26 protein-coding genes and 1 pseudogene are annotated in these 26,084 nt (G+C 43.4%); 18 read left to right on the top strand and 9 right to left on the bottom strand.

What is annotated here, in order from left to right; genetic code table 11:
* Positions 1-3 precede the first annotated feature (3 nt).
* From NST34_RS31525 to NST34_RS31505, 5 genes are all read left to right on the top strand, one after another.
* Entirely contained in the window at positions 4-1,584 is a 1,581-nt protein-coding gene (locus NST34_RS31525) for a response regulator (protein ID WP_341129467.1), read from the top strand.
* A gap of 169 nt (positions 1,585-1,753) precedes the next feature.
* Positions 1,754-2,674 (top strand): ABC transporter permease, encoded by a 921-nt coding sequence (locus tag NST34_RS31520; RefSeq protein ID WP_042192982.1) that lies wholly within the window; start codon positions 1,754-1,756, stop codon positions 2,672-2,674.
* Positions 2,675-2,713: 39 nt separating this feature from the next.
* Positions 2,714-3,595, top strand: a complete 882-nt coding sequence (locus tag NST34_RS31515; RefSeq protein WP_076285013.1) for a carbohydrate ABC transporter permease — start codon at positions 2,714-2,716, stop codon at positions 3,593-3,595.
* A gap of 53 nt (positions 3,596-3,648) precedes the next feature.
* Complete coding sequence (locus NST34_RS31510; protein ID WP_341129466.1) at positions 3,649-5,244, top strand: ABC transporter substrate-binding protein; 1,596 nt, start codon at positions 3,649-3,651, stop codon at positions 5,242-5,244.
* 238 nt (positions 5,245-5,482) lie between these two features.
* A complete protein-coding gene (locus tag NST34_RS31505; protein ID WP_042192976.1) occupies positions 5,483-6,067 on the top strand; it encodes a Crp/Fnr family transcriptional regulator in 585 nt (194 codons plus the stop codon).
* An 8-nt stretch (positions 6,068-6,075) separates the two neighbouring features.
* Here the strand turns inward: NST34_RS31505 and NST34_RS31500 are convergent, their stop codons facing one another.
* From NST34_RS31500 to NST34_RS31490, 3 genes are all read right to left on the bottom strand, one after another.
* Positions 6,076-6,795 (bottom strand): DUF4386 domain-containing protein, encoded by a 720-nt coding sequence (locus NST34_RS31500; RefSeq protein WP_341129465.1) that lies wholly within the window; start codon positions 6,793-6,795, stop codon positions 6,076-6,078.
* 106 nt (positions 6,796-6,901) lie between these two features.
* Positions 6,902-7,864 carry a GDP-mannose pyrophosphatase NudK gene (gene nudK / locus NST34_RS31495; protein ID WP_341129464.1) on the bottom strand — a complete coding sequence of 321 codons (963 nt, stop codon included), beginning with the start codon at positions 7,862-7,864 and terminating at the stop codon, positions 6,902-6,904.
* 1 nt (position 7,865) lies between these two features.
* The gene (locus NST34_RS31490; protein WP_341129463.1) at positions 7,866-9,131 is read right to left on the bottom strand and encodes a MerR family transcriptional regulator; all 1,266 of its coding nucleotides are present in this window, start codon (positions 9,129-9,131) and stop codon (positions 7,866-7,868) included.
* Between the two features lie 145 nt (positions 9,132-9,276).
* Here NST34_RS31490 and NST34_RS31485 point away from each other — a divergent pair, with 145 nt between their 5' ends.
* From NST34_RS31485 to NST34_RS31470, 4 genes and pseudogenes are all read left to right on the top strand, one after another.
* The gene (locus tag NST34_RS31485) at positions 9,277-9,561 is read left to right on the top strand and encodes an alpha/beta-type small acid-soluble spore protein (protein ID WP_076285007.1); all 285 of its coding nucleotides are present in this window, start codon (positions 9,277-9,279) and stop codon (positions 9,559-9,561) included.
* Positions 9,562-9,752: 191 nt separating this feature from the next.
* Positions 9,753-9,935 (top strand): annotated as a pseudogene (locus tag NST34_RS31480) (YiaA/YiaB family inner membrane protein); the annotation flags it as partial.
* Positions 9,936-9,992: 57 nt separating this feature from the next.
* On the top strand, positions 9,993-10,229 hold the full coding sequence (locus NST34_RS31475) for a YiaA/YiaB family inner membrane protein (RefSeq protein ID WP_305953467.1): 237 nt from the start codon (positions 9,993-9,995) through the stop codon (positions 10,227-10,229).
* A gap of 27 nt (positions 10,230-10,256) precedes the next feature.
* The gene (locus NST34_RS31470) at positions 10,257-10,844 is read left to right on the top strand and encodes a DUF1349 domain-containing protein (protein ID WP_076298065.1); all 588 of its coding nucleotides are present in this window, start codon (positions 10,257-10,259) and stop codon (positions 10,842-10,844) included.
* A gap of 98 nt (positions 10,845-10,942) precedes the next feature.
* Here the strand turns inward: NST34_RS31470 and NST34_RS31465 are convergent, their stop codons facing one another.
* On the bottom strand, positions 10,943-11,551 hold the full coding sequence (locus NST34_RS31465; RefSeq protein ID WP_341129462.1) for a TetR/AcrR family transcriptional regulator: 609 nt from the start codon (positions 11,549-11,551) through the stop codon (positions 10,943-10,945).
* A 129-nt stretch (positions 11,552-11,680) separates the two neighbouring features.
* Here NST34_RS31465 and NST34_RS31460 point away from each other — a divergent pair, with 129 nt between their 5' ends.
* The 3 genes from NST34_RS31460 to NST34_RS31450 all read left to right on the top strand — a co-directional run bounded on the left by NST34_RS31460 (position 11,681) and on the right by NST34_RS31450 (position 15,114).
* On the top strand, positions 11,681-12,943 hold the full coding sequence (locus NST34_RS31460) for an MFS transporter (protein WP_341129461.1): 1,263 nt from the start codon (positions 11,681-11,683) through the stop codon (positions 12,941-12,943).
* Positions 12,944-13,073: 130 nt separating this feature from the next.
* Positions 13,074-13,661: a spore coat protein gene (locus tag NST34_RS31455; protein ID WP_341129621.1), complete on the top strand. Its 588-nt coding sequence runs from the start codon at positions 13,074-13,076 to the stop codon at positions 13,659-13,661.
* A 142-nt stretch (positions 13,662-13,803) separates the two neighbouring features.
* Positions 13,804-15,114 (top strand): amino acid permease, encoded by a 1,311-nt coding sequence (locus NST34_RS31450; RefSeq protein ID WP_341129460.1) that lies wholly within the window; start codon positions 13,804-13,806, stop codon positions 15,112-15,114.
* A 4-nt stretch (positions 15,115-15,118) separates the two neighbouring features.
* Here the strand turns inward: NST34_RS31450 and NST34_RS31445 are convergent, their stop codons facing one another.
* The 5 genes from NST34_RS31445 to NST34_RS31425 all read right to left on the bottom strand — a co-directional run bounded on the left by NST34_RS31445 (position 15,119) and on the right by NST34_RS31425 (position 19,557).
* Entirely contained in the window at positions 15,119-15,892 is a 774-nt protein-coding gene (locus NST34_RS31445) for a YqcI/YcgG family protein (RefSeq protein WP_341129459.1), read from the bottom strand.
* A gap of 92 nt (positions 15,893-15,984) precedes the next feature.
* Complete coding sequence (locus tag NST34_RS31440) at positions 15,985-16,611, bottom strand: LysE family transporter (RefSeq protein WP_076285001.1); 627 nt, start codon at positions 16,609-16,611, stop codon at positions 15,985-15,987.
* Positions 16,612-16,717: 106 nt separating this feature from the next.
* Positions 16,718-17,308, bottom strand: a complete 591-nt coding sequence (locus NST34_RS31435) for a DUF1989 domain-containing protein (RefSeq protein WP_076298061.1) — start codon at positions 17,306-17,308, stop codon at positions 16,718-16,720.
* 148 nt (positions 17,309-17,456) lie between these two features.
* The gene (locus NST34_RS31430) at positions 17,457-18,845 is read right to left on the bottom strand and encodes a sensor histidine kinase (RefSeq protein ID WP_341129458.1); all 1,389 of its coding nucleotides are present in this window, start codon (positions 18,843-18,845) and stop codon (positions 17,457-17,459) included.
* Between the two features lies 1 nt (position 18,846).
* Positions 18,847-19,557 (bottom strand): response regulator transcription factor, encoded by a 711-nt coding sequence (locus NST34_RS31425; RefSeq protein ID WP_076284998.1) that lies wholly within the window; start codon positions 19,555-19,557, stop codon positions 18,847-18,849.
* A gap of 146 nt (positions 19,558-19,703) precedes the next feature.
* Here NST34_RS31425 and NST34_RS31420 point away from each other — a divergent pair, with 146 nt between their 5' ends.
* The 6 genes from NST34_RS31420 (at position 19,704) to NST34_RS31395 (ending at position 26,071) form a co-directional block, all read left to right on the top strand.
* Positions 19,704-20,600 (top strand): carbohydrate ABC transporter permease, encoded by an 897-nt coding sequence (locus tag NST34_RS31420; RefSeq protein WP_445667682.1) that lies wholly within the window; start codon positions 19,704-19,706, stop codon positions 20,598-20,600.
* 14 nt (positions 20,601-20,614) lie between these two features.
* On the top strand, positions 20,615-21,472 hold the full coding sequence (locus tag NST34_RS31415; protein WP_042192943.1) for a carbohydrate ABC transporter permease: 858 nt from the start codon (positions 20,615-20,617) through the stop codon (positions 21,470-21,472).
* A 10-nt stretch (positions 21,473-21,482) separates the two neighbouring features.
* Positions 21,483-22,592 (top strand): efflux RND transporter periplasmic adaptor subunit, encoded by a 1,110-nt coding sequence (locus NST34_RS31410; RefSeq protein ID WP_341129456.1) that lies wholly within the window; start codon positions 21,483-21,485, stop codon positions 22,590-22,592.
* Positions 22,593-22,607: 15 nt separating this feature from the next.
* Entirely contained in the window at positions 22,608-23,966 is a 1,359-nt protein-coding gene (locus NST34_RS31405) for an ABC transporter substrate-binding protein (protein ID WP_339267934.1), read from the top strand.
* 147 nt (positions 23,967-24,113) lie between these two features.
* Complete coding sequence (gene hprK, locus NST34_RS31400; protein WP_076298055.1) at positions 24,114-25,025, top strand: HPr(Ser) kinase/phosphatase; 912 nt, start codon at positions 24,114-24,116, stop codon at positions 25,023-25,025.
* Between the two features lie 164 nt (positions 25,026-25,189).
* The gene (locus tag NST34_RS31395) at positions 25,190-26,071 is read left to right on the top strand and encodes an SMI1/KNR4 family protein (protein ID WP_341129620.1); all 882 of its coding nucleotides are present in this window, start codon (positions 25,190-25,192) and stop codon (positions 26,069-26,071) included.
* Positions 26,072-26,084 lie beyond the last annotated feature (13 nt).

Raw genomic sequence — 26,084 nt, 5'->3', positions numbered from 1 at the left:
AGTATGGCGATGGAAATCAATGTTCTGCTGGTGGATGATGAAGTAATCGATTTGGAATGGCTTAGACGGCGTGTAGCCGGCAGTGATCATTTGCCTTTGCATAGCGTGAGAACGGCAACAAGCGGGTTTGCCGCTCTGAAAATGATGGAGCAGCACCCTGTAGATATCATTCTCTCTGATATCGGTATGCCGATTATGTCAGGCGTGGAATTTGCACGGAAAGCGAAGGAGATTAACCCAGAGGTCCATATTTTATTTATTAGCGGACATCAGGATTTCAATTATGCCAAGGAAGCGATTCAATTGAACGCATACAGTTATTTGCTTAAGCCTGTGGATGATGACGAGCTGAACGAGACGCTGACCGAACTCTGCACAAAGATTGAGAAAGAGAGGACGCAGCGTACTTCCTTGTCGGAAACGCTGACGCTTGTTAATCAGGAGCTACTGCTGCGTTGGTTTAACGAGGCTGCACCGGGACAGGTTGAAACGCACATTCACAACGTTCTCACGCCATACTTACAAGGTGCATCAGCGGTTGCCATCATTGAGATCGACGACATGGCGCGAAAAATCCAAACCTGGACGGAAGAAGAGCGGAGTTTGTGGAGCAGCACTGCCAATCAGTTTATCCGAAAGTTTGCTCAGGATCAAAATTTGGGCATGGTGATTACGACTTATGACTATCACTTTGTGATCCTTGCTGCGGTTCAGGAACAATATTTTACAGCTTTACTGGAAGAGTTGATTCGGGTGTTCTATCAGGAGTTCTCCTGTTCGATTACGATCGGAAGAGGAATGTACACAACCGACCCGGTCAAGCTACATGATTCCTATCGGCAGGCGCAGGCCGCGCTAAGCATTAAATGGATCGTAGGGAAGAATAGGTTGATCCAAGATGCCTCGGAATGGTCTCCAAAGGAAAAGATGGCTTCGGACTTAGAGGTTATTGTGGATCGTATGCTTAAAGCTATGCTCGACTACGACCTTACCACTATTGATGATTGCTTGCTTCAGCTATTTGCCGGAGACAGCCCGATCTCCCAGAAAAACGACATCTACGATATCATTATCCGGATTACCTCTAAGCTTCATGCTGATCTGCAGCAAATGAATGAGCATTTGTACGAGATTTTGAATTGGGATTCTCATCATCCTTTTGTGCTGTTTCAGTTTGAAACGGTGCATGATATCCTTTCGTGGCTGAGAAGAAGATTCTTTGAACTGTCGGAGCTGCTTTATTTGAAACGCCAAAGGCAAAAGCGCAAGTTAATTGATGAAATTACGGAGTATGTGAAAGAAAGATTAGATCAAAAAATAACGCTAAACGAGGTCGCCGCACATTTCGACTTTACCCCTAACTATCTGGGGCATCTGTTCAAGGTCGAGACCAATAGTCTCTTCAGCGATTTTCTAAGTGAATTGCGTATGAAGCGGGTATGCGAGCTGCTCGAGGATCCTACGAAGAAAGTATATGAGATTGCGGAACAAGCCGGATATAAAAATATTATTTATTTCAATAGGCAGTTCAAGCAATATATGGGCATGTCGCCCGGCGAGTACCGGAAGAAAAATAAAATCTGAATCGATTACTTATTGAGGAGGCTCATGTTCTATATGGAACAGGGGCTTCTTTTTTATCGAAATTGTTTATGAATCGTTGAATTAGTATTATGTTTAGTTGTTTCGCTGAATTATCTCACCGCCGCCTTCCTTTTATAATGAGAGATATAGAGAAGAAAGGGGTGCAAAGATGAAAGGGCATACATTTTGGAGCGATTTAAAAAACTATAGGGTTCTGTTGCTGATGCTGGCTCCGGCGGTTGCTTTTTTTCTTTTGTTTGCCTATGTCCCAATGGCGGGCATTATTATTGCCTTCAAGCATTATGATTACGCGGGCGGTATTTTTGGAAGTGCCTGGAACGGGCTCGATAACTTCCGCTTTTTCTTTGAATCAGGAGATGCCTGGCGGGTAACACGGAATACAGCGTTATACAATATTGCATTCATCGTTGTAAATAACTCTTTGCAAATTTTTGCAGCGATTATGTTGTTTGAGGTCGGTGGCAAATGGTTCCGCAAAATTACGCAATCGGCGTTGTTTCTTCCCTACTTTATTTCTTGGGTAGTTGTCGGCGCGATTGCCTATAACCTGCTCAATTATGATATTGGTACTGTGAACGCACTCCTTAGAGGACTCGGGCTAGAACCTATTGATATTTACAATACGCCTGCCTACTGGCCGTATATCCTAGTTCTCGTTTCCGCCTGGAAAGGCCTTGGATACGGAACGGTAATGTACTTGGCCGCGATTACGGGCATAGATACTGAACAGTATGAGGCAGCTGAAATCGATGGCGCCAATATTTTTCAGCGGATCCGGAAAGTGACGATTCCAAATCTTTACCCGACGATTATTATTTTGGTGCTGCTGGCGGTCGGGAATATTTTCCGCGGTGATTTCGGGATGTTTTATAACATGATCGGCAATAACGGTTTGTTGTTCTCTTCGACGGACGTTATCGATACTTTCGTGTTCAGATCGCTGATTACTTCGAATGATATCGGCATGTCGGCTGCGGCTGGCGTTTTCCAGTCCGTTCTTGGCTTCGCAACGATCATGACTGTGAACTATGCTGTTCGTAAATACGATAAAGACCGCGCCTTATTCTAACCGCATCAGAGGTACAGTTTTCATAATGGAGGTAACGATATGAAGCAGCTCGATCGTAAAATATTCTCGGGTATTGGTTATGTATCCCTAATCTTTCTCGCAATTTTATGTATATTCCCGTTTATACTTGTCGTATCTTCATCGCTGACGGAAGAGTCAAAAATATTAACAGATGGCTATCAATTTATACCTACGGCCTTCTCAACAGAAGCCTACAGCATTTTGTTTAAGTATCCCGACCAGATGATTCAAGCCTATATGGTGACCATAGGCGTTACTATAATAGGCACACTGTTTGGTTTGTTTCTGACTTCAATGACGGCTTATGCGCTATCCAGAAAAGATTTTAAATGGCGTAATAAATTTTCATTCTTCTTTTTCTTTACAACTTTATTTAACGGCGGTCTGGTTCCTTGGTATCTGCTTATGGTCAATTACCTCCATATCAAAGATACATTGCTGGCTTTAGTGATTCCGATGATGCTCAACGTCTTCTACATCATTGTTATGAAGTCGTTTATGGGCAGCATTCCGGAAGCAATCGTAGAATCGGCTAAAATTGACGGTGCAGGCGATTTTAAGATCTACGCTCGTCTAATTCTGCCTCTCTCCAAGCCGGCGCTAGCGACTATTGGTTTGTTTCTGGCTCTTGCCTATTGGAACGACTGGTACAATGCCCTTCTATTTATTTCCGATGAGAAGCTGATGCCGCTTCAATATTATTTGTACAAAATGCTTGGCAATATGGATGGCATGCGAAAAGCCATGATGGGTGCAGGAGCAGTCGTAACCACATCGATCCCAAGCGAGAGCTTGAAGATGGCAATGACGGTTGTAGCTACAGGTCCGATTCTACTCGCTTATCCATTCGTCCAGAGATATTTCGTTCAAGGCTTGACGATTGGCGCTGTAAAAGGATGAACCCGGGGAAATCCGGTTTATCAATATAATTAATACAAGGGGGAAGGCTTGAAATGCTGAGAAAAAATAGATTCATTATGCTCGCACTCGTTTTAACCTTCGTAATGATTTTGAGCGCATGTGGTGGTGGCAACAACAACGCCAATACACCCGCTAAGGCTACCAATAATGCCGCTGAGGTAACAAGTGAGCCTACAGAAACAGCGAGTGCAACGAATGTAGCCGAAACTTCAGATAACATAGACACCTCTAAAGAAGTAAAGTTGAAAATGATCTTCGTTGGGCCTAAACCGATAGACTATGATAGTGTTTTTGCTGAAATTAATAAGAAACTGAAAGAAAAAATTAATGCGACCCTTGAGGGCGAGTTCTTGGACTGGTCTGACTGGGCTCAAAAATATCCACTGAAGCTGGCAGCTAATGAAGATTTTGACCTCATCTATTCGGCAAACTGGGCCGGTTATAATGATCAGGCACTGAAAGGCGGATTTCTAGAATTAACCGATGAGCTAATTACCAAATATATGCCAAAAACTAAGGAAGCTATGTCAGATGTGAGCTGGGATCAGGCAAAAGTAAACGGCAAACTGTACATGGTTCCACAAAACAGAGGGGAATCTGTTGAAAAGCTGATTCTCTATCGTGAAGATTTGCGTAAGAAATACAATCTTCCCGAAATCAACAGCCCGGAAGCATATGCTACTTATTTGAAGACGATAGCAGAAAAGGAAAAAGGAATTACACCGTTCACTCCGGAAACGGGAGACTGGAAGTATCATAACTTGGACCGTGTATTATTGAAGCAGCAAAACGAATGGAATATGTTTGATCTAGATCTTCCGTTTGCCTTCAAATTGACCGATGAAACAGGCAAAGTCTTTAACGTCTATGAAACGCAAGAGTTCAAGGATCTACTCGTGTATTACAAAGATCTCGCTGATAACAATGCCTGGTCGAAAAACGTTCTGAACAGCAAAAATGATCATCAGGCGGATTTTAAAGCAGGCAAAACGGCCTCGATTACGCATAATAACGGAACACTTGGAGCACTCATGGCTTTAATGCGCCAAGAAAATTCTCCTTATGAAGTAGCGTTGGCTGATATTAACCAAGGGAAGAAAAAATCAGTGGCGATTTCTACACAAAACGGTACGTCGATTCATGCGACTTCCAAAAATGTAGAACGTTCCTTGATGCTGATCGATCTGCTGCAAAACGATAAAGAACTGCACGACCTGATGATGTACGGAATTAGTGGCGTGCACTATGAACCGGTTGGCGACACCAAATATAAAGCACTCGACAAAAATCCGAACTTTACCGGCTTCTCTAATTGGAACTTCAACTCGCCACTTAACCTTGACAATGAAGCATTCCCTCAAGAAGCTAACGATCTGGCTAAGGGCTGGGAAGCTAACGTCTACCACTATGCCCTTGAAACCTTTGTATTCGACAATAGCAAAGTGAAGACGGAAATTGCCAATGTGGGCAATGTAATGCTCCGCTATGCCATTCCGCTTGAGTACGGCGTAATTAAAGATATCGACAAAGGCCTTGCAGATTTGAACAAACAGCTGAAATCAGCTGGCATTGATAAAATCCAAGCTGAGCTGCAAGCGCAAATCGATGCTTTCTTAGCGAACAAGTAATATACAGGATAAGGGAGGCCCGACAGTCATGAAATGGCTGTTGGGCCTCCCTGTTTTTTGAGATCGATTGTATATGAAGGCGCTATCGGACGCAGCCGAGCGGCGTATGAAGAGTTCTGAGGTTGCATTTGTTTTAGTATGAGCTAGTATAATAAGGCAAGAAGCTCCCTCTCGGGAGCCTAAATAGCTTCAAGGGCATCATAAGCGGGCCATTAACTTCGGAAGATTGGAGAGAGAGATGAAAAATATATTGTATAAGTATATGAGTAAATTTACATCTCTTAACGAAGAGGATCAGCAGGATATTGTTGAGGGTATCCTTATAGAGGAATTTAAAAAGGGGACAGTGCTCCTTAGACAAGGAGATGTTCCCACAAAATGTTTTTTCGTGCTAAAAGGTTGTGTTAGGCAGTACTCGATAGATGAATCGGGAAAAGAAGTCACATCTAATTTCTACACAGAAGAGCAAGCGGCTTCGATTTTTAATCGGCATCAAGAAAGTAAGCCCTCTGCGTACACCTTAACCTGTCTAGAAGATAGCACATTGGTGGTTGGTGAACTTAATGCGGAACAAGACATGCTTCACAAACACTCGCAATTGGAAACGATGATCCGCAAAATGGTAGAGGAAAACTTAGGTGAGGTACAGGACGAATTAACTTCATTTATCGCTTCCAATCCTGAAGAACGTTACAAAGCTTTGTTGCGAAAAAGACCTCACTTACTCACTCGCGTACCTCAGCATCAATTGGCCAGCTATCTGGGGATGACACCAGAGTCATTAAGTAGAATTAAGAAGCGGGTTCATTCCAGTGATAACTAAAAAGAAAGTCATACAGTTTTGTGGAGTTTTCCTCCTCTAAGCAGCAGCCATATCCCAAAGCCTAGTTCTCCTACAATCATAGGAATAGTGAAAACGTAATTTAATATTGTAATGACCCCTTCGTATTGTGGGAGAAATATTTTGCTTAGATGAATGATCATGTAACCTATTGAAGCAAGCAGCAATAAGATGCCGATTACTTTAGGGATGATGCCAGATTTTAAAGCCACATAGCCCACAATTAACAGATGCCCGCCAAAAACGACCAATCCCAAAGACCAAATCAATTGAAATGCATCCAGAAATAACATCATAAATGCTTGAGTCTGTTCGATTTTTAATGAGGAAAAGTCGATTGTATTTCCCGTGAGCAGCAGCACAACTATCAAGTTAAGTATAGAGACTCCCAATATAGCGGAATAGGTTAGACGAAGCCAGGCGCCGAGCAATGATAGCTTTTGGTTAATCGGTTCTAGAAACACATAAAACGCCCAGGCGACCAGGATGTCAGTAATCATAATGATGATCCAACCCAAAATTTCACCTTTGAAAAGGTTAGTGGATGACACAAGGTTATTGAATGTGACGCTGGCATCGCCCTGAGCAACAAGATTCCCATGGACAAAGCCATACGAAAAAAATGAGGCAAGGGTCATGATAATAAGTGAGATTCCAGCAGTTAAAGCGGACTTTCGCTGATTCGATAGATTTTTTTCTGAGATAGCCATAGATAGCCTCCTAAAGGACTTTTTATTTTCATTGTAATTAGGAGTAGTATGGCGGGCATTGACTTAAATCAAGAGTGCATCATCAGACAGAAAAAAATGCTTATTATCACAATAACGGAAGTTCATCCAGCCGTTCGTAAATCAACAATCCTTTCTCTTGCGCAACCTGTACCATTTCATCGGCACCCTGAGATGATCCTCCAACTCGAAGCACGGCATCACAGTAATTAAGCAGGCGAATGGAAGACGGATGGAAAATCCGGTTGAAAACGTCGTCTCCTAGATTAGTGGAACCGGCTGTAGCAATAAGAGGCAAAGCATACCACTCCCCCAGCACTGGCATATGCCCAGCCTCGTAAACTTGAAGAGCAATTTTATTCATGTATTTGACATTTTCCTCGATTAATACTGGATCATCATTGGTTCCAGAACGATACGGGCCAGCGATAAGGATATGCAGCGGTTTTGATTTTACCTTCAAGAGACCTTGGATCTGAGCGTATTGGAGCAGCATTACCGTCTTAGCATCACGAATCTCGCCGCTTTGGACCATGTCAAGCGCTTGAGCAAACGGAAGTTCCACTACTTCAATATTTTCCTGTTCCTCCTCAAGTCCCCCACCAGGACCAGTTGTCATGACGTCACTATACTCAGCTACAAAGAAGTGCAGGGTTTCGGTAACGGATCCTGGTGACATATAGACCTCGCCAATTTTCTGCACTCGGTCGATACGGTACCCCGTCTCTTCCTCCGTTTCCCTCAGAATACTTTCTTCTGGTGTTTCTTTATCGAGTAGCCCCGCGCAGGTTTCGATAAGCATTCCAGTCACATTGCCGTTTAGATAAGTAGGCATTCGGAATTGTCTCGTAAGTACGATGGTTTGTTTGTGTCGATTATAGAGTAGAATGGTCGCTCCGTTGCCTCGGTCATACACTTCACGGGATTGTGTCTCCCATTGTCCATTTTCTTTTTCATACTTGAATGTGATCTTCTTTAAGATGTACCAGTTATCCGATAGAAGTTCCTCTTTTACGATCCGTACTCTTGGGTTGTAATGCTGTGCCTTCATCTCATTTCCTCCCTAGGAAAATCCCATTTTCTTTAGTCATTTCGAGGGCTCCATTCTCCTGTAGAAGCCGATTGACGTGTTTTCGAAATTCCTCTATAGCCGCACCGACAAGTCGCTCTTTTGCGTTCATCGGGGTCGATATCATATATTCAATCAGGGGTTCAGCTTCGTCGACTAACAGACGGTCGTCGTAACGTAGTAACCGAAGATCGGAGAAGCAAGAAGACAGCAGGTCTCCTCCGTTACCCAGATTAAATCGTTTAATAGCTTGATCCAATACATGAAGATCGGGGTCGAACGAGACTGCCAAGTGTTCAATCTCTTGTAGGTGTTGAGTGCTCATTGTAGAGGTGCATATTATACCCCCTCGCTTTAGGACGCGGTGTATCTCGTGGATCGCTTTAGGGATGTCCGGCACGTGATACAGCATGTTGTTAGCGATAACCACATCGAAATGCTCATCGTGGAAGGGGATTTGTTGCGCGTCAACAGATAAGAGCTTAAACTGTGAACTTTTACTTCCTAAGCGGCAACGTGCTTCTTCTACCATCCCGCTCGAAATATCAGTAAGTGTGATGCGCCAGCTGCTTGGAATTCGTTCGGCGTTTCTTATCCAAAAGGTCCCATCGCCGCCGCCTAACTCTAGAATGTGGGCTCCAGGGTGCACCTCCAGTTGTTCAAACACCCAATTATGCCAGCCTTGCGGATTTGTACTGAACTTGTCATAAAGGTGTATCCGCGATTGCAGGCGACTCGCCGTCCGATACTGTTCCCCCCAATCTTGCTTACTCTGCAAGGTTTGAATAACATTTGCTAAGTGGTTCCAATCAGACCGATTGACCGACATTTGCATAGCATCTCGTATTGCATGAACTACATGCTCCGTATGAGTGATTTTTCTCTGTAGAACATCGAGCTGTGCTTGTAACGAATGTCTGATCTCCCCTATGGATAGCGACTCTGCATCTAAGATGTCTTTTATTTCCTGAAGGGATAGCCCTAAATATTTCAACGTTTGAATTTGCTGCAATTTTTCTAGGTCTTTCATGTTATAAGATCTTATCGATCCCGCGTGATGATCTTCTGGAATTAGAAGCCCAATCTGATCGTAATATCGCAATGTCCTGACCGTTATTCCTGTACGCTTTGCAAGCTGCCCTGTCGTTAAATAGTTCTCATTGTACATCCTTTCCTCACATCCAATCGATTGCTCCAGCGTGTTGTTCTCAGTTAGTATAGCAGGTGACGTAACGTCACCTTCAAGCAAAATTTATGCATAAGAAACAGAGGGCAAGCACCCTGACAGCGTTGGCCTTTCAGCGCCCTCTTGGAAATAATCGGAGCAAATCAACAGGGGTGGATATTTCGTTTTCCGGGCATGTTACTTAAAACATGTTAGGAGGGGATAAGGGATGTCCAGAAGAAACAGGAAATATGCAGTGCCGGGAGTCAATCGCGGGATGCAAACGTTTAAGGCCGAGGTGATGCGGCGCGAGGGTTATGATGTAGATCCGGAGCGGCCTGATGATGTGAAATATGAAGTCGCAAAAGAACTTGGTATCCCATTGGAACACGGTGAGAATGGACATTTGAGCACAGAATCAGTGGGTCAGATTGGTGGAAAAATTGGTGGATCGATGGTCCGCGAGATGATTCGTCTCGCACAGCAGCAATTGGTGGATCAGGAAAGGGAGTAGCATTTTTTCTAAATCATAAAGTTGCAGAAAATGTAGGAGGCGGCTTTAGTCCTGAATTGCCTGGGACTGAGACCGTTTTCTTTGTGTTTCCCAAAACAACCTAATTAATGGTAGAATTTTACCGATGTTCCACGGTATAGTGAAGAAGGCTATAACACCATTCAATTCTGTATTGGGAGAGGAATCGTCGGATGAATCAGAGGTATCGTAAACGCAACACAGCTGCTTTCACAGGGGTATCGTATTTTGCATTGGCTGCAGGTCTTTTTCTATTCTGTTTGGGGGTGTACAACGACGATTGGGAATTGAACGTGAAAGGGTATTATTTGCTTTGCATGGTGTTAATTACGATTAGCTGTATCGTTGTGCAAAAGGTCGTTAGAGACAACTCAGAGGATAAAGAAATTAAGCTAGAAAATCCGAAACACAGGATGAGAAATACAGGGGCTTTCACAATTATGGCTTTTGCAGGCTTGGTTATTGGGTATGTAATGTTCTTTATTGGTCTGTACAATGCTCCATTTCAATTGAATGTAAAGGGGTATTATATAGCTGTTATTCTGTTGATTTCATATAGCGCCGTTGGCGTTCAGAAAGTGACGAGAGATAACGCGGAGGACAATGAGATTCTCGCCGAGCAAGATGCCAGGAGGGACATTCAAGGGTAAAGAGGGACCTAGATAAGGAGTAGTGAGATGAAATTTTTAAAAGAAAATCTTTTTTGGCAGTATCCAGTAAGCACTTTTTCTATTACAGATGAGAAGATTGAAATTGTAACTGAGCCTAATACTGATTTTTGGCAACGTACCTATTATGGATTCAGAAATGATACTGCACCTGCGCTGCTAATGAGGACTGACGAGAAATACTTTTCTTTAATAGTGAAAACTGATTTTGACAGCGCTCATAGATTTGACCAGTGTGGAGTCATTATTTATCAGGACAGTGACAATTGGTTCAAGGCATCGATTGAATATGAGAATGAAGAATATCAAAGATTGGGTAGTGTAGTTACGAATCACGGATATTCGGATTGGGCAACCACAGATCTCGACGCAACAATAAAAACAATGCATTACAGATTAAGTCGGCGTGAGAGTGACTTCTGTGTTGAAAATTCTCTTGATGGGATTACATTTAAGCAGATGCGTATTTTTCATTTGTTTGAAGGGAGTGAGCATATCAACTTTGGTTTATATGCTTGTAGCCCAGAGGATTCGTCATTTAAAGCAACATTTACAGAAATAGAAATCACAGAATGTCAGTGGTTGGAACATAAATAAAGTTAAGGAACTAAGAATAAGCTAAAGGAGCCTCGTGAGTAGTGACGAAGCTCCTTTTTATTTTAAAATCTTTGTATGTTAAAAAAGTTTTGAATGAACTAACTAGGTTGGCGTAGGCACTCTTTTTTTAAATAAGCAGCAAAGCTCTTGATATTCATCCGTATATGCCGATTATTGCCCTCGAGCTTACTCATCATGATGCCGCCTTCCATGATGGAAAGGGAGAAGGTAGCTAGTGCCTCAATATCGAGATCAGGTTTGAATTCACCACTTTGTACACCTTCAGAAATGATTTTCTTTTTGAATTCCAGTGTGCCTATTAGGGCTTGCTGGGCTTTTTCACGTAAGCCTGGATGACTGTCGTCGCTTTCAATAGCCGTGTTGAGCAGCGGGCACCCCCCAATAAAGGGTGGCGCTTCAACTACTTTCTCGTACACATGTAAATAAGCTAATAGCTTGCCAGAGGCCGTTTCTTGCTGACTAATGGCATGAGCTAGTTGGGCCCCCACAATACTACCCGCATAGCTAAAGGCTTCATATGCAATCTCATCCTTACTGGAAAAATGACGATAAATGCCACCTTTCTTAATGCCTGTCAATTCTGTTATATCAGATAAGGATGAGCCCGAATATCCTTTCTGGTTAAACAGTTCAGCGGCTTTAGCTATGATGTAATTGCGAGTCTTCTCACCCTTTTCCATTGTCATCCTCCGTTCTTGATTGTATATGTACACGTAGTATATCAAATGAAATTATTCTGTTGCAAAAAAAGCATCTATGCTATTATAAAAGATACCGATCGGTATCTTTTATAATAGACAGGGGTGGAAACCATAATGGAAACTACATGGTTTAAGGAATCCAAGTATGCATGGATTGGATTAGGATCTCTCTGGGTTATTGGATTTATTGGTGCATTGACTCGCTTCAGCTTGTCTTTTTTTCAGGTGCAAATATCGACGGATTTACAGATTAGCAGGGGATTCATCTCAATGGCATGGTCCACCAATTTATTCATCGTAGCCGTATGCGCGCCTTTGGGGGGCTGGCTCGTGGATCGTTATGGCACAAAGAAGATACTAATGTTAAGTGCAATCATGAGTACTTTGGGTACTGGTATTGTCGTGTTAGGCCACCATCCTATTGTCTTTTTTATTGGATACGGTGTTATCTCTGGTTTGGCAGGTATTGGGGCGACGACAAATTATATATTGATGTTTGAATGGTTTCGGCATCATCGGGCTAAAGCAATGGCCTTGCTGGCGAGTGCCTCTTCTGTAGGATTAGCGATTATTACACCCATTTTCGTATCCATGGACTGGCTGACTTGGAAAAACGCTTTTATGGCTTCTTTTATCCTAGGTGTTTGTGTAACACTTCCCGTAATTTGGTTAGGAATTAATAGTTCACAACAGAAAAATACGGAGAGAGCTCCTTCGGATCGTTCAATAGAAGTCGAAGGTCAAGATACATCACCTAGAGTAACTCCACCGTCGAAGAAATTTATTTCTCTTCCTATCTTTGTCGTAGTCGCGATTGCGCTGTTCACCTGCGGTATCAATATGGGATCCGTCGAGATGAATTTGGTAGCCATACATCAGTTGGCAGATGTATCACCAAGCATGATCGCCTTATCTATGAGCATCCTTGGTATTATGGAAATCACGGGGGCACTCATTTGCGGCTATTTTCTGGACCGATACAATAAATTAATGATGATGTCTCTATTGTATGGCATTCGCATTATAGGTTTTGCTTTCCTCTTTATGCACTTGGGAAGTTCACCTATTCTTTTTGCTATAGCGTTCGGAATTACCTACTTAAGTGCATTACCAGGTGGAATGCTTGTCATTAATGAGTTTGCAAAGGGTAAAGGAAAACATACCGGTGTTCTACTTCTCATGCACCAGGGCGGCGGTATAGTAGGTGTATTAATCGGAGGTCTATCCTTCGATTATTTTGGGAATTATCAGAACTTAATTGTAGTTGATGTTATAATCTGTATCCTCGTAACGCTAGGGTACTTCGGATTATTCACGACACATAGAAGGAATCTTCGGATTCAAAATAAGAAGGTTGCAGTAAGTGAGGCACTTTGACTTAGATATGGAGGGATGTAAATATAACTGCGTGCATAATTGGCTATCTTGTCCTTCATATTATAGAGGGTACTCATCTAAGAACAAAGGAGAATATAATTTGCAGCAGCAACCACAGTTAGGAAGTATAATGATGGGCGGACAGCAGCTAGGTCATGGCGCTCACGAAATGTTCGATGTGCACGAGGTATTGTCCTGCCAGATCAATTTACTGGACCAGTTCATGATGTTCAGAACCTTTGTACAGGATCAAGAACTACTGTCTATCTTGGATCGGCAGTACAATTTCATGCTGGATCAGTACAACTTGACCTGCCAATGTTTTAAGACAGGGCAAAAGCCAAGCCAGGAAACGGCTACCTATCTTATCCCGAATATGACACAGCCGGTTTACGGTCTCCAACCGGCCCCGCCCAAGAAGCCTAACTCGTCACTGGCGGATGTGAAAGATGCGGGCGTCAGCGGGTATATGCTGGGTCTAATCAAATCCCATGCCTCACTGCTGGCCATGTCTTCACCGGAAGTGACGAACCCAGCGTTGCGTCGGGTGCTGGCTTCACAGGTGCAGCATTTTATTGAAATGGGATATGAGTTGTTCCTTTATCAGAACAAACATGCCTATTATCAGGTTCCGCAGCTTCAGGTTTCAGTAATACAGCAGATGCTGGATGCCTATGTTCCCGCTGCCGGATCTCCTCAGATGCCCGTAAATAACTAGGGCGCTGACCATTCTAACTGTAGAAGACCCGACTCGCTTGTTGTTGAACAGGAAGTCGGGTCTTCTTTTGCCTGCCTAAGCCTATATCAGAATAAAATAACACCCGATAACGCATAGTAACACCAGACGGAGGGATATACATATGGGTACTCCAACTGGCAAGCTACCTTGGTGGCAGCTTACTTTATTTGGTGTAGGCTGCACGATTGGCACGGGATTCTTTCTTGGTTCCAGCATCGCTATCCGTAAGAGCGGATTATTGGTGTTGGTTATTTTTGTGTTGGCGGCTGTGGCAACTCTGTTCGTCTATGAGGCGCTGGCCCAAATGACTATACAAAATCCTCAAAAGGGCTCTTTTCGTAGTTATGCCAAAGAGGCTTTTGGCCGCTGGGCCGGGTTTGGCATGGGCTGGATCTATTGGTGCTCAGAAATTCTAATACTCGGCAGCACCTTGACTGCTTTGGGTCTGTTCTCGCGGGTCTGGTTTCCGAGTTGGCCGCTTTGGGTTTTTACCGCAATTTATGCTGTACTGGGTCTGCTGGTCATTATTCTAGGTAGCCAGGGGATTAACAAAGCGGAAAATCTATTCGCCATGATCAAAATCGCCGCGGTACTGATGTTCATCGTGGTCGCCGTGGTTGCCCTTTTGAGGGGAAGGGGGAATTGGGATACGGTTCACAGTTCGGCAGCATGGTTGAATAAAGGATGGATGGGTGCTTGGAAAGGGTTACTTTATGCGTTCTATGCTTTTGGGGGTATTGAGGTAATGGGCTTTATGGCGATGGACCTACGCGACTCAAAAGAAGCTCCAAAAGCAGGCAGGTTTATGCTGCTGGGCGTGACCCTGCTCTATGTACTGTCGATAGGACTCGCCCTATTATTCGTGAGCCCTGAGAAAGTGAGATCTGATCAAAGCTCAATTATTGCTGCACTTGAAGCGATGGGACTACCTATTCTTGTATATGTACTGAACGGGGTAATGATCGTGGCCGGGTTCTCTATTTTAGTGGCTTCATTGTATGCGGTCTCGACTATGCTGGTAACCTTGGCCGAGGATAAAGATGCTCCTTCTTGGCTGGCGGTGACCAAAGGAAAAAGAAAGATGCCGCTCTACGCGCTTGGTATCAATATGCTGGGCCTGTGTGTGACAATTGTACTGAGCTTGTTTCTGCCAAAGCAAATTTTTGAGCATATCACCACGGCGGCCGGTCTAGTTATTTTGTACACATGGCTATTTATCCTTGCCTCTTTCCTTAAGTTATTGAGACCAAAGATGGGCGGTTGGATTAGATCCATGGTCGCTATGGCGCTGATCATTACTGCCGTGGCAGGTACACTTTTTGAAAAAGGGGGCCGTCCCGGCTTCTGGTCCAGCCTTCTGATCATCTGTGTCATTGCGTTGATTACCTGGTTTAGGGAGCACCTCTTGAAAAAACGCGGACAAATCTCATAAGCGCTTAAGAGTGAAATTTAATTCCTATTGCTTTGAACTTGTTCTTCATATAAGTATATGGACATTTAGACGGCGCACTTTCGTCATCTCGCAGAAAATATTGCTTCCATTCCAGGCTATCCTCCTGCCCATACCATTGAAGGGAGGGATGTGCGGGAACACTGTCGTAGTCAGCAAGCTTCTTGCGGATCTGCTTCTTCATATTGCGGCCAAATGCGGTAGAATCATTAATATTCTCGAACACCCAACGCGGCTGAAAAGCAATGACAAAATAAGGGGTATGGCGGCTTCTCCGCAGCTCATGTGCCGGGGTTGCGCAGAACGCGAAATACGGGTGCCCATCAAAGCAGAACTCCCACGAAGGATGGGAGGGATCTGTAGAAATTTCATCCGGCCAGGGCACCGTGTCCACCGCACTGACGCGGCCCAGAATGGACCAGAACAAATTCTCATATTCCTCAATGGAGAAACCTTCCGCCAAATCTTCCGGAGTTTCAAAAAATAAAACAAGGGAAGCATATTTGCCGGTATCCCGCGAGCATTCCCCATATTGACGAAGTAATTGAGCGACCTCTATTGCAGACTCTTCACTTCGTGGATCAGCTACGAAGCCAAAACGCAAATGATTGGACAGAAACCCCTGACGTCCCGGAATACAGGGATATTTGCCTTCGGGATCTGCAATCATAGATGTAAATTGACGAAAAGCATCCTGCTGCCAGTACGGCAGCTCAGCCAGATGTTCATCCAGCCAGACCTTTGTGTTCAAATGGGCCATCCAAAAACACCCTCCTCGTTAAGTTCAAAACATCCTATGCGAAGGGAGGGAGATGGGTGAAGGCCTAGGAAAGCTCTTGCTGGTTGAACCTATTAGCCAAACAACTGTATAAATGCCTGAGAACCGAAGTAGATGCCAAAACCAAGAAGGCAAATCCCCGCGGCAAGGGAAATGAACCGGAGCATAGAAGGGCCGGTGAACCGATGAAAGAAGCTAGACAGCATCGCCATCACCACATCCCAGAGTAGGATGCCGACAAAAATACCCATGCTGTTCCACAGCACCTGATCGAAATGTTGATTTTCTATGCTTTTGGCCAGAATGGAGCCGTAGATACCTAACCAGAACAGAATGCTGAGTGGGTTCATTAGTGCCATCAAAAAGCCTGAACGGAAGGCGCTAGTGCCGGTCTGTGCACCTCGTGAGGCGGATCCAGGCACGGCATTGATATTTTTTAAGGTGTCAATTCCGGTATAAAGGAGAACGAAGCTGCCGAATGTCCACAGGAAGGTTTTCATAAACGGGGTATTCAGAAAGTGGGCTAGTCCAAAGTAAATGAGTAGCATATACACTAAATCCGCACACATAGCCCCCAGTCCGATCATCCAGGATTGGAAAAATCCCATCCGCGCTCCCCGGTCGAGCTGGGCTGCATTGATGGGACCAATCGGTGCAGATAACGATATTCCGAGTACGATATAGGTTAAAAAGCTATTCATGGTCATCGCTCCTTGAATGAGATGTTAACTTGTACAAGTCATTCTATTCAAGAAGTAGGTAAGTTAGAAGACGAGCCATTTGGCACGAACCTCTTTGCGACATACTCTAAAGGATCTCCACGGCAATCGGTGTACATTTATACCCGTTGCAGACACTTTCGGAGCAGGGACAAGCCGATATGGCAATGATCAGATCCATCTCAGCCCGCAACTCAATATAATCCCCAGCTTTAGAAAGCGGTCGCTCCACGCTGACTTTTCCAGAAGGATCAATGACAGTATTCATAAAAAGATTAAACGGATAATGCTGATCGGGAGCGGGCAGGCCAAACTCCTCCAGCGCCTCATTCAGGTTATTGTAGCAGCTGTCGTGTTCCTTTTTGTTATACAGCACCTCATACATCTCGGGACGGCAGGCAGAGTTAATGAAATCATGGCGGCCCACAGTATCCTTAATAATCGTAAGCAGTGGTCTGTATTGGTTGGAATAGAGGATGTCCCCCGGAAGCACATTCATCTTGCCTAGAGCATCTATCGTCACACCAGGGTCAATTCGCTCATTAGGGCGAACGGCGTTATAAGCAGCGAAATCTGCTACCTGCTCTCCTTCTACATCGGTTACCCGGACGATCTGCCCTTTGTCCAACTTGAAGCCCAATCCCTTGGTTGCTGGAATCAGCCATTGTTGTTCGCTCATCAGTACTCTCCTTCGGGATAGTCATAGTCTGTGAGGGTTAGTATGGCTCTTTGCCAAAAAAGTCATACAAAGTATAGAGCTGTCTGGCGGCATCATAGAAAGAGTTCGTATTCGATTCGATGACAGTCTTTGAGGATCAGAATGACATTTATTTTGAAGGAAAACTCATTCGAAAGATAGCTCCACCATGCTCTCCGTTATGAGCGGATATAGTACCGTCGCACCGTTCAACAATTGCACGTGAAATGGCGAGTCCAAGTCCCGTTTCTCCATTCTTACCTTTAATAAAACGCTGAAATAGCTGAGGCAGTAATTGATCAGGAATACCTTGACCATCATCTATGACATCGATCTGCACTTGTCCATTCTGCTCCGAAATTTCTATATCCACGGCTTGTGATGCATGCCTGATCGCATTGCTCATAATATTTAGTACTGCTTGTAATAGTTTTTCCGAATCTCCATGAATATGAAGTTTTCTCGGGTTATCCACTTCGTACTTTACTTTGATGTCAACTCTCTCATTTATAGCTAATGGACGTATTCGATCGGCGGTTTTATCGATTAATTGTTCTACTGACACTTCTTCTTGATCAAAAATACCATCTTCACTTTCAAGCTTGGCTAACAAGATCATCTCTGTAACAATTCCCTTAAGTCGTTCACATTCACTTGAGATGACATCAAGACCATTGTCAGCACGATCCCCGGTGAAAATACCATCTCGTATTCCCTCTGCATAACCTTGAATCGTCATTAGTGGGGTCTTAAGTTCATGAGAAGCATTCTGGAAAAATTGTCTTTGAGCATGATGGTATTGTTTAAGTTCTCCTGCGAGATGATGGACACTTTGGGCTACCTCACCAATTTCCCCGCCAGTTTGAATGAGCTGCACCTCATCGAATTGGCGTTTTTCAACTTTTTTGAGCTCAAGCTTTAATTTCTCAAGAGGAGTAACGAGACGTTTGGTAATAAATAAACTTAGGCCAAAGGCAATAGTGCCCCCAATCACCATAATGAACATCATTCTTGTAAAAAGCTCTGATTGATATGATTTTACTTTGCTTAGCGGTGTAGACAAGACAAGGGTGGCTGCGGTTACAGCACTAGTTGGATCAAGATTCTGTGGATTAGAAGTTAAGGTCTCAACAATATATTTCTCCTGTCCATTTTCCCATAAATCCTGCTGATTGTGACTTGAGTGCTGTTCAATGAGCGGTAGCCATGTCTGTGTCTGCGCTTCAGTCATTGTACTAAATAATATATTACGATTCGGCTCTATGAGTAACGCATCGACGGATCTATTAATTTCTTGAGCCGGCTGTACGATAGCTGCTGCTGACTGAGAAGGTGTTAGGTCTTGAACAGGTAACGAATTGACCAACTCCATCATTGCACTGCCTTGTGATCTTAGCTCTTCTCTTTGATTATTGATTAGTGTGTCCATTAGTAGAGGATAAACGAATGTAGCTGTAAGCACGAGTACGCATACCAGTAATATTCCAAATGATAAATGAAGCTTATAGATTAGTTTCATGTTATGTCTTCACTCCATCCACGCGCATTCGATAACCATAGCCCCAAACGGTTTCAAGAGGCAGGTCTTCCATTTTACGACGAAGTCTTTTGACTAAATCGTCAATTGCCCGATCGCTACCGAAATAGTCATCCCCCCACACTAATGTTAACAACTCATTGCGAGAAAAAGCTCGATTCGGTTGCGCTGCTAAGGTATGAAGCAATGAAAATTCCTTCACCGTCATTTCAATTTCTTTAGACCTCCAGTAAACCAGACGACTATCTAATACTAGACGAAGCTCATCGATGATGAGGTCGTTTGATTTAGAAGAGACTATACTCTGTTCTGATCTTTCTGTAAGGCAGTTAAGCCGATGGAATAAACGATTTACTCGTGCGACCAGCTCACGTGGGCTGAAAGGCTTAGTTAAATAATCATCGCTTCCAAGCTCAAGTCCAAGTATCTTATCTACTTCCTCATCACGAGCAGAGATCATAATAATAGGAACTTCGGCTTCCTTACGAATTTGTTTGCAGAATTCATAGCCATTCATACCTGGAAGCATGATGTCTAGAATCCACATATCCGGGCGCTCTGTGTTCCATAACATGAGCGCTTCTTCTGCTGAACCTAACGATAGGGTGCTATAGCCTTCCTTCTGTAAATAATTCTCAACGATATCTCTTATATGACAATCATCTTCAACGATTGCGATTTGATAGTTCTTCATCAACAGACCTCCTGACCAATACATCTATTATTCTAACAAACTTGTCCTTTCAAGCGGGCTTTTCCATACTTTTTCCACAATTGCTCCAAATTAATACCGAAGCTGATCTATAGAATAGTTATTTGTACGGTAAACATGTTGCTTGTATGGAACAAGCTCGAAAGGAGGTTGAGGCTGTGAGAATTTCATATTTGGCTCGCAAGGAGATTCTTGTGGCGTTCTGCTTTCTTGCTCCGAGTTTGATCGGGTTTGCGCTATTTTATTTGATTCCGTTTGGTCAAAGTGTTGTATTTTCATTTGAGAATCCAAGTGGTGAGGCAGGGTTATCGTTTGCCAATTATCAGAGCCTATTAGCTAGCTCGTCCTTTCAAAAGGCGGCAGGGAATACATTCTGGTTCACAATAATTGGTGTTCCGATCCTTATTCTGTTGTCACTTGCTCTTGCCATGCTGCTTAACAAACGAGTCTACCTTCGGAATTGGCTGCGTACCTCTTATGTACTGCCACTGGTTGTTCCAGTAGCGTCAATTGTGCTCGTATGGCAGATCCTATTCGACTGGAATGGTTTTTTCAATCATGCATTAGAGTGGATTGGAATTGAGCGGATCGATTGGATGAAATCAGAGTGGGCGCAAGGGGTCATTATTTTTATCTATGTATGGAAAAACATTGGCTATAATGTGGTTCTATTCTTGGCTGGACTGCAAAATATCCCAGATCAATATTATGAGATAGCAAACCTGGAAGGTGCAAGCTGGGCTCGTAAGCACCAGATCACCTTGATTTATTTAATACCGACAGGATTTTTAGTGATGCTGATGTCGATTCTGAACTCATTCAAGGTATTTCGGGAAATTTATTTAGTTGCGGGTGACTATCCTCATGACAGTATCTATATGCTTCAGCACTATATGAACAATATGTTCTTATCGCTCGATATTCAGAAGCTGTCGGCTGCAGCTTTCTTAATGGTGTTCTGCATTTTAGTCATTGTGTTGATGCTCTTCCGAGTTGAACATAAGTTCCGTTCATTTATGGAGTAAAGGGAGGGGTGTAGATGAACAAGAAACAGATAAGAACACTGCTACTTACTATTATCTTAGCCGTAATCGCGCTGGTAATGCTATTTCCGGTTGTGCTCACAATGGTAAGCTCCTTGATGACGGAGAAGGAAATTATGCTGAATTACGGCATGTTAGGTAATACACAGATGAACGATTTTGTGAATTTGAAGCTGATTCCAGATTGGGTTTCGCTGGAGCAATTTTATAAGGTGCTTATTTCAACCTCGCAATTTCTTCGTATGTTCTGGAACTCTGTATTTATGGTGTTTCCAATCATTATAGGTCAGGTCGTGGTGGCAACATTAGCGGCATTTGCATTTGCTAAGCTGCGATTTCCTGGCAGAGAGCCCTTATTTATTGTGTATCTGATCACGATGCTCATGCCGTTCCAGGTCACGCTTGTGCCGAACTATATCATGTCCGATCGGCTAGGGCTGATTAATAGTCCAAGCTCCATTATTTTACCAGGGATATTTGCGGCGTTTGGTGTGTTCCTGCTCAGACAATTTATGCTCCAAATTCCAACGGCATATATGGAAGCAGCCCAAATGGATGGGGCAGGTTACTTCCGATCCTTTATCAGGATTGTCTTGCCTATGGTGAAACCCGGCATGGCAGCGCTAATTGTTCTGCTGTTTGCAGATTACTGGAATATGGTGGAGCAGCCACTGATCTTTCTGCAGGATGCCAATTTACAGCCCTTGTCCATTTTTCTATCTCGCCTGCAGGAAGATGCGCTTGGGGTATCCTTTGCGGCTGCGGTCTTGTATATGATGCCTATGATTCTCTTGTTTCTTTTGGCGGAACGGTATTTTATTGAGGGCATAGAGCTTTCTGGAATTAAAGGATAGGGGAAATGAGATGACAAGCACATCTAAGCGACAACGATTAACGGCTGCTTTGTTTGTATTATTCTTTGCGATATTGGCTGGTTTGACTTTCTTTAGCAGCACACTCGAAACGATGACGCTGCCCAAAGTAGTTACGGAGAAACTTACCTCGAAATCATTAGTTCATCAGGTTAAAGGGAGTGGAGTCTTAACACCTCGGAAGCAGGTGGATTTGTTGAATGAGACTGGCTCTAAAATTGTGAAGGTACATGTAAAAGATAATGATGAGGTTAAGAAGGGGCAAAAGCTCGTTACATTTGATAGCTCTGATCTGGATGAGCAGATTTATCAAGAGGAAACGGCGCTTAAGAAACAAAAGCTAAATCGGGAGATTCTTGAGGAGGATATGCTCAATGCATTGATAGGTGGTGATGAGCAAGTGATTGCCAAGGCTGAGCGAGCTCTTGAGCTGGATAATATGGATCTTGAACTGGCGCAAAAAAAATTGAATAAGCTGCGTAAAGAAAAAGTGGATAAACAAACGCTGATAGCCCCTTTTGATGGCAAAATCACAAAGATTACAGCAGAGGATAGCATGGCTGCCTCACAAGGGGGGACAATCCTGACCTTACTGGATAGTGGCAAGGGCTTCGAATTTTCATTTGCTATCGAGTCGGATAATACGGCATTATTCGAGATTGGATCTAAGGTTTCTGTTCGATTGGCGAAAGACAATACACTGGTTAACGGTGTAATTGAAGAGATTAAAGCTGCATCCCAAGAGAGCAGTGAAGAAGATTCATCCGATAAATCCAGTTATCAGGTTGTCGTTTCTGTCTCCGATGATGGTATTAAAGGCGGCGAACAAGTCAGTCTAGATATAAAGAAGGAGTCAAATGAAAAAGGTTATGTGTTACCAAAGAAATGGGTTCATAAAGATACAACAGGGAGCTATGTCTTTGTAATTGAGGAGAAGAAAAGCTCACTCGGCAATACGTTTAATGCACGCAAGGCTTATATTGTAACGGGTGATTCAACCGAGGATGAGGTTGTAGCTGTGAGCGGGTTAAGTCCTGATGATGAGATCATTATTGAATCAAGTGAACCATTACAAGAAGGTAATAGAATCCGAGTATATTGAAGGGGATGAATGAATTTGAATAGAAGATGGGTATTGGCCTTATTAGCAATGATAGTCGTATTATCGGGATGCTCTAGCAGCAGCGTGGGATCAGGTACAGAAGGAACATCTAATGAACAATCAGGTCAGGATGGCAAGAAGATTGAGATTGCGACTATGGCGGTAACTCCTTATTTAGAGGAGGCGGTTAAGCAATACAAAAAAATTCGTCCAGATATACAAATTGATATCAAAGAGTATCTAGCTAGACCCCAAACGAATGAAGATGGAATGAGTCAATCAGGAGAAGCATTCTCAAAGGGCGATGTTGAGAAGTATATACAAACAGTGAGCACACAGATGATGTCTGGCAAAGGGGCGGACATGATCGTAATGAACGATCTACCACAGGACAAATATGTCGCCAAGAACATGCTGACTAATTTCTATGATCTGATGGATAAGGATGCTGACTTTGATCGAAATCAGTACTATCAGAATATTTTTGAGGGCTCCCAAGATGGTAATGGTTTGTATGCAATGCCATTCTCATTTGTCATCGACGCGCTAACTGGGAATACAGAGTTGTTAGAACAAGCTAACATTAAAATCGATGATCAGACATGGACATGGGATGAGTTTAAAGATATTTCCAAGAAGCTTAAGGGAAAAGTTGGTGAGGATTATTTCGCATTTGTTAATCTATTCCCGATTCAAATGTTAGCGGAGTATATAGAAGCTAATTATGATAAGCTCATTGATCAAGGTCAAGCGAATTTCGATTCCGATCTGTTTCGAGATATGATGAAGCAAATCAAATCGATGTATGATGAGGGCGTACTTAGTAATGATTTTACGTACGACTATACCAAAACCTTGTTCAACAATGCTAACCTTTTCGATCCAATAGGAGGCCTGTCCCAAGTCCTTGATCCAAAGCTTAAAATATATCAAAAGCCAACAGTAAATGGAAAATATAGTGGAACTTCATTTAAGTCATATTTCACTTTAGGTATTAACAGCAAATCTAAGGTTCAAGATGAAGCTTGGAACTTTATTAAGTTCATGCTTTCCGAGGAAATGCAATCTTCATCAGTCGTACAAGGGTTTGCGATGCATAAGGGAGCTGTGGAGAAACAGCTTAATGATGCTAAGCAGCAGGCAGTAGCGGGAACACTACCTCTTCTAGAACAGAAGTTTGATACTGAGACTGTAGAAAGCAAAATCCAAGAATTACATCAGCTTCTAGATGGTGCAAGCAGGAATTTATCTAGTGATCATAAGGTTGTTTCAATTGCAATTGAAGAGTTTGATTCATATATGAGTGGTCAGAAATCCGCTGAAGACGTCAGCAAGCTGATTCAAAACCGAGTCAACACTTACATTAACGAGTAAATAGGTCCTATTCGTAAGGCGTTTAATCATTTAACGGTGATTGAACGTCTTTTGTTTATTTTGCAGGAATCATCCCATTTGTCGTTGAATATATCCCGGTAACCGTATTGCGTATTCAAGATACGCAGCCACAGGAGGAGAACAACCTTGAAATCGACTACCGTTCAAAGCCTTACGGAAACGTTTAAGCTGGAAGTGCTCGCAGGTGCTAGCTGCATGGATCGTGAAATCACTCGTTCAAAGACGCATAGACCTGGACTGGAGTTCGTGGGTTACTTTGATTTTTTCCCAACGAAGCGGGTACAAATATTGGGCTGCAAGGAAATCAACTATCTGTTAACCCTAAGCGTTGAAGAGCGTAAGTTACATATTGGTAATATCGTCAAATATCATCCACCATGTTTTATTGTGACGACAGGTCAGCAGGAGATTCCCTATTTAACTCTTTTCTGCGAAGAAGAAGGTATCCCGCTGCTTCGGACGCAGGAAACGACGACAGAGATTATCGCAAAGATTGACACTTATCTGATGAAGGCGCTGGCGCCAGAGCTTTCAATTCATGGGGTATGTGTAAACGTGTCCGGCATAGGCGTTCTACTCAGGGGCAAGTCGGGGATTGGTAAAAGCGAAACCGCGCATACGCTCATTAGAAGAGGCCATCGGTTTGTAGCAGATGATATCGTGGTGCTGAAGAAGCTGGGACCAGCAACTCTTCTCGGCACACATAACGAGACGACCCGCGAGTTCCTAGCGCTGCGCAGTATTGGTCTGATTAACGTTGTGCGCCAGTACGGGCGTAGAGCCTTTCAGGATGAGACGCGAATTGTGCTCGACATCGAGTTGTCTCCTTGGCGAGAGAATTCCTTGAATAATGAGCTCGAACTTGAACCGAAGTTCACAGACTATCTTGGCGTCCAAATTCCGCATATTGAAATCCAGCTTCAGCCCGGCCGCGACGTAGCCGGCCTGATCGAGGCTGCCGCCAACAACTGGTATCTGAAGCAGCTTGGCTATAGCGCCGTTGAAGAGTTCATGCAGAGGATTGAAAACAAGCAATGAAGGGTGCTCATGAATTTGTGTATACGTAACAGACCGCAGAAGAGCTATGTGGTCTGTTTTTTTAACTGAATTTCGCCTTTAATGCGTGATTGGCTGGGCATAGGCTATAAATGGTATAATTTCTAATAGGTATTTTGAGTGATCGTTACTAGGAGGTATTAATGATGAGTGATGAGCTATTGGAAAAATTGGATACTTGGCATGAAGAGGATGAATTTCAAGAAATCGTGGATGCAATAACGGAAATTCCTGAAGAGGAAAGAGATTATGTTCTAACTAGTCATTTGGGCAGAGCGCTTAATAATCTCGGGCAATATGAAGAAGCTTTAGAGCAGTATTTGAGCATTGAAGAAGAGGGTGAAGGTGACCCGCTTTGGCATTACCGTATCGGAGTTTCCTATTATTATCTGAAGCGGTACGACGAAGCTTTAAAAGCATTTACAATTGCAGACGAGCTAGAGCCTGATGATGAGGACACCTTGGAGTTTTTGGGATGGATCAAACGAAAATTGGCTAAGAAAGCTACGAAAAAGCCTGTGAATAAACCTGCAAAGAAGCCTGTAGTAGCGATCGACACCACCAACTTTTGGGATGACAGCGAGTATACGTTCTCAGAATATATCTCTGAATCGCCTACAGATGCAATGATTGCTTCAGTAGAAGAAGAGCTGGTTTTTAAGCTGCCAAAATACTACGTTGAAATGATGAAGCTACATAATGGGGGAATTCCTCATAACACTCGGTACCCAATTCCGGGAACAGAAGAATTTATTACGATTTCAGGGATCCTTGGAATTGGACGAGATAAGAATAAGTCGCTGTGTGGAGCTTCAGGCAGCCGGACTGTGATTGAAAATGGACGTTATCCTGAGGTTGGTGTGGTGATTTGTGATTGTCTTTCTGAGAATGAAGTAATCATGCTGGATTACCGCGAGTTTGGAAATGATGGCGAACCCGAGGTTATCCATGTAGATCGAGATAACAAATACAAGATCACACGCTTAGCTGACAATTTTGAGTCCTTTATCGGTGGACTGGTGAAATAGTGGATTCGGCGAT

This window comes from Paenibacillus sp. FSL H7-0714, from assembly GCF_038003765.1.
Taxonomy (GTDB): domain Bacteria; phylum Bacillota; class Bacilli; order Paenibacillales; family Paenibacillaceae; genus Paenibacillus_AQ.
This window is presented reverse-complemented; position numbering and strand designations above follow the sequence as displayed.